Here is a 4,385-nt window from a genome sequence, read left to right on the forward strand (position 1 = left end):
GTAGGAGACAGGAGACAACCCACCCCTCGCCCCTCCCCCTCCCAGGAGGGGAAGACAGGAGACAGGAGACAACCCACCCCTCGCCCCTCCCCCTCCCAGGAGGGGAGAAATGGATCGGGAGCGAGGAGGTAGGAGTAAGAATTGTCAATTTGGGATTTTTCTGCCAAACTCCTGCCTAAAATACTAACTTTTTGAGCATGGAGAGCTGAAAAGTTTGCACTTTTTTCGACCCCAAAAAGGCACTTGTCTTTATATGTCAATGCTTTTAGATTAGATCGGTAAACCCTATTTAGTATTAGAAGGCAGAAGACTGTATGGTTGATTTTATCTGCCTCGCCACGCTGTACTAAAGCCTTATTTTAATTTTGCCTAAAACGGGATTGATGAATTGAGATTATGTTCAACTTTCCCGTTTCCTTATTTTATATAGTAGTTTAACTTAAAAATGAGGCGTTTTTTCGTCTGAAACTCCCTCATAGCAAGAAAGCTTTGTCTCAATCTAAAGTTAAATGACTATACTTCTTGCAAAAGTCTTTTTCAGATAAAATTTGTAGGTTGGGTTAAGCGACAGCGCAACCCAACAAATCTATAGCAGGGAACAGGGAATAGGGAATAGGGGGGAAAGCATTTCCCTGTCTGAGATTGATCGTTAGCATAAGTCCTAACCGCTTTGGCAGTTGCTATATATATAACTTTTACTTTCTTTGTTGGGTTTATCCTGCGGATAAGCTACGCTAACGTTGCCTCAACCCAACCTACAAATACTGATAAAGCGTATCTCTGTGTTGATAATTTCTTCCTAAACTCCTAATAGCTCCTTGCAAACTTTCGACTTCCATACAAGTACCTCCAACAGCACCTGCCATTGTTGTAATATGCTCTTCCATTAACGTACCGCCAATATCATTACAACCCCACTTCAACGCTTCCTTTGCTCCATCCAAACCAATTTTTACCCAACTTGGTTGATGATTAATTATCCAATTTCCTAAAAATATTCTCGACACTGCCGTTAATAATAAAACATTCAACAAAACAGGTTGGTCGCGTCCCACTCTCCGACGCAAAGGTGCAGGTGCTTCTTGCCCGACAAATGGTAATAAAATAAATTCTGTTATTCTCGCCGGATAATTTTTTTCAATGGCAGTTTGTTGGAGAAAGCGCAACCTCTCCAAATGTAAAATTTGTTGTTGAGGGGTTTCAATATGACCGCACAACATCGTACTTGTGGTTGGCATTCCCAAACGATGTGCTGTGCTGAGTATTTCTAACCAAGTCGCCGTATCAATTTTTTCTGGGCAAATAACTCTTCTCACTGCATCATCCAAAACTTCCGCAGCAGTACCTGGCATCGACCCGACCCCCTCATCCCGCAAAGCAGCAATTACATATTCATAACTCATGCCATCTTCTCTGGCAATAAACTGTACCTCTTGGGGAGAAAAAGCGTGTAAATGTAATTGAGGAAAGTCATCTTTAATACTTTTTACTATTTGCAAATAATAAGGTAAAGATTTACCTGCAATTTTAGCTTGAAGATTTAATCCTCCCTGCATACAAATTTCTGTTGCCCCTCGTTGCACGGCATCATTAGCTTTTTCCAGAATTTGACCGATATCTAACCAAAAAGCACCCGCATTTCCCTCATCCCGGCGAAAAGCACAAAAACTACAATGTTGTTCGCAGATATTGGTGAAATTTATATTCCGGTTGATAACGTAAGTAACAGTATCTCCTACTTGTTGTTGTCGGAGTTGATCTGCTGTTTTCTGGATAGTGGTTATTTCTGTGGGAAGTTGAGTTAAGGCAAGTTTTCCGAAATTTGCTTGAGAAGTTGGGGATAACAATAATAGTGTCTCTGCTGTAGATAGGTCATAACCTTCTAAAGCGCGATTTAAAATTGTCTCTGGGTTTTGGTTTGTCAAGTTGAAAGCGGTCATATTTATTAGGTTAAAAGTAAGAGTGAGAAAGTTTAATCGAGATATTAATCAGAAAATAGTCAACTTTTGGCGCAGAAGTTTACATAGTCAATGGTTACTTTTGCTAGTTTGGATAGCGATCGCTACTTGTTTACGTCTGACTAATTTAGATGGTAAACCACCTTGGACGGATGAATTTTCTACTTTGGTTTTTAGTTTGGGTAATAGTTTCCAGGATGTACCGCTAGATCGAGCGATCGCTCCTGATATTTTACTCCAACCCCTGCAACTTCATCCCAACGCCGAAATTAAGGATGTTGTCGATCACCTATTAACTCATAGTAACCACCCACCTGTCTATTTTATCTTGACTCATTGGTGGATGCAGTTTTTTTCTAAAGAAGGGGAGTTAGTTTCTCTATGGGGTGCGCGGTCTTTGAGTGTTATATTTGGTGTTGCTTCTATTCCTGCTATTTATGGTTTGGCTAAGTTGGCTTTTGATTCTCGGTTAGTGGGACAACTTGCTGCTGCAATAATGGCTGTTTCTCCTTATGGTATTTATCTTGCCCAAGAGGCACGTCATTATACTTTAGCTATTTTATTTGTTATTGCTTCTTTTAGTTGTTTAATTATTAGTATTCGCCATTTTCAGCAAGGTCAATCTTTGCCAATTTTTACGGCATTTATTTGGGTAGTAGTTAATAGTTTAGGTATTGCCATCCACTATTTTTTTATTTTGACTCTCTGTGCCGAAGCAATGGTATTAATTTCTCTATTTTTTGTTGAAGAAGGAAGAAGGAAGAAGGAAGAGGGAAGAGGGAAGAAGCAACAAGGAAGAAGGAAAAAGTTGATGGAGGCTCAAACTTTTACCAAAGAAGGAAGAGGGAATAGGGAAGAAGGAGAAAGGAAGAAATTGATGGATACTCAAACTTTTACCAAAGAAGGAAGAGGGAATAGGGAAGAAGGAGAAAGGAAGAAATTGATGGATACTCAAACTTTTACCAAAGAAGGAAGAGGGAATAAGGAAGAAGGAGGAAGGAAAAAGTTGATGAGGACTCAAACTTTTACCAAAGAAGGAAGAGGGAATAGGGAAGAAGTAAGAAGGAAAAATTTGATGGGGACTCAAACTTCTACCAATTTTCAACACCCTGTAGACGGCGAGGTATTAAACTCAAAAGAAAAAGATAAATTTTCTAGTTTAAAAGTCAAAAAATCAAGTAAATTTTCTCTCCATACTCTCATCAAATCACTTGCTAGTTTCTACATAGTAATTTTGGGAACTTTAGCAGGTGGTTTAGTTTGGCTGCCTTTTTGGAAAAATGGTTATAGCAGTGAATTAACAAAATGGATTTCGATTAGCGATAGTAACTTAAAAAGTTTGCTCAGTCCGATTTTTCAATACCTGGCTACAGGGATTACTATGTTATTTTTATTGCCGATAGAATCTCCGATTTTTCCTATAGCCATTATTTCTGTCGCGGTGATGATTTTATTTTTCATCTGGCTATTTCCTCTATTTATTAGTGGCACTATTAATTGCTTAAAAAATTCTGATATTAGTATTTATTTCATTACTTTTGCCGGAGTAATATTAGCTAGTAAATTATTATTTTTTGGTTTTACTTATATTTTTGGTATTGACCTAACTAGAGGTGCCCGTTACAGTTTTGTTTATTTTCCAGCAGTAATTATTTTTGTAGCAGCAATTCTCGCGCAAATTTTTGAACGGCAGTTTGTTAAAAGTAAGTTTTTGAATGTCTTAATTTGCACAAATACTGGCAAAAAAGCGGTAATTTTAATTTGGTTAATGGCTTTATTAAGTGGCTTAACTGTTGTTTCAAATTTAGGCTATCAAAAATATTACCGACCAGATTTATTGGTCTCTCTGATAGAAAAAAAATCTGACAAGCCGATAGTTATTGCTACTATTCATAACACTCATGTTGAAACTGGGGAATTGATGGGAATAGCTTGGAATATGAGAAAAATTTTTCAGCAAAAATGTAGAAAAGAGAGTATTTGTCAAGAAAAACATTTAGAGGGTGTAAAATTTATTTTAGTAGAGCAAAAAACCGATAGAGAAAATACTGTCAATTCACTTCAGGAAATTATCAATAGACTGGAATATCCTTTTGATTTATGGTTAGTAAATTTTGCGAGTAATTTTAATATTGCAGTAGAAAACTGTCAGGTTGATAAAGGTGGATTTCTATTAATAGATGGTTATAAATATCAGCTTTATCATTGCCATTTTTCGGGTGGATAAATATGGATTATTACTCTGCCAATCCACCACTAATTAATAAAGTAGATGGAGCAAAGTTACGCGCAAATTATTGCCTTATGTTGTTGTTATACCATTTTGAAAAAAGAATGTTACGAATAGTAAGAGGGATAAAAATAATTTTCAGGAGACATCCCTTTGACAAAAAAGATGATTTCCAACCTAAAAAGTGGTATTGAAGC

2 protein-coding genes are annotated in these 4,385 nt (G+C 37.1%); one reads left to right on the forward strand and one right to left on the reverse strand.

What is annotated here, in order from left to right:
- Window positions 1-755 precede the first annotated feature (755 nt).
- The gene (gene cofH, locus D5R40_RS30710; RefSeq protein ID WP_124142707.1) at window positions 756-1,940 is read right to left on the reverse strand and encodes a 7,8-didemethyl-8-hydroxy-5-deazariboflavin synthase subunit CofH; all 1,185 of its coding nucleotides are present in this window, start codon (window positions 1,938-1,940) and stop codon (window positions 756-758) included.
- Between the two features lie 22 nt (window positions 1,941-1,962).
- Between cofH and D5R40_RS36545 the strand changes: the two genes are divergently transcribed.
- Window positions 1,963-4,185, forward strand: coding sequence for a glycosyltransferase family 39 protein (locus D5R40_RS36545; protein ID WP_161565125.1), 2,223 nt, complete (start codon window positions 1,963-1,965; stop codon window positions 4,183-4,185).
- Window positions 4,186-4,385: the final 200 nt, after the last annotated feature.

This window comes from Okeania hirsuta (assembly GCF_003838195.1).
Lineage (GTDB): Bacteria > Cyanobacteriota > Cyanobacteriia > Cyanobacteriales > Microcoleaceae > Okeania > Okeania hirsuta.

Bases quoted from the DNA above. Each gene is read 5' to 3' on its own strand.
- cofH (WP_124142707.1), bottom strand. From the start codon at position 1,940: ATGACCGCTTTCAACTTGACAAACCAAAACCCAGAGACAATTTTAAAT.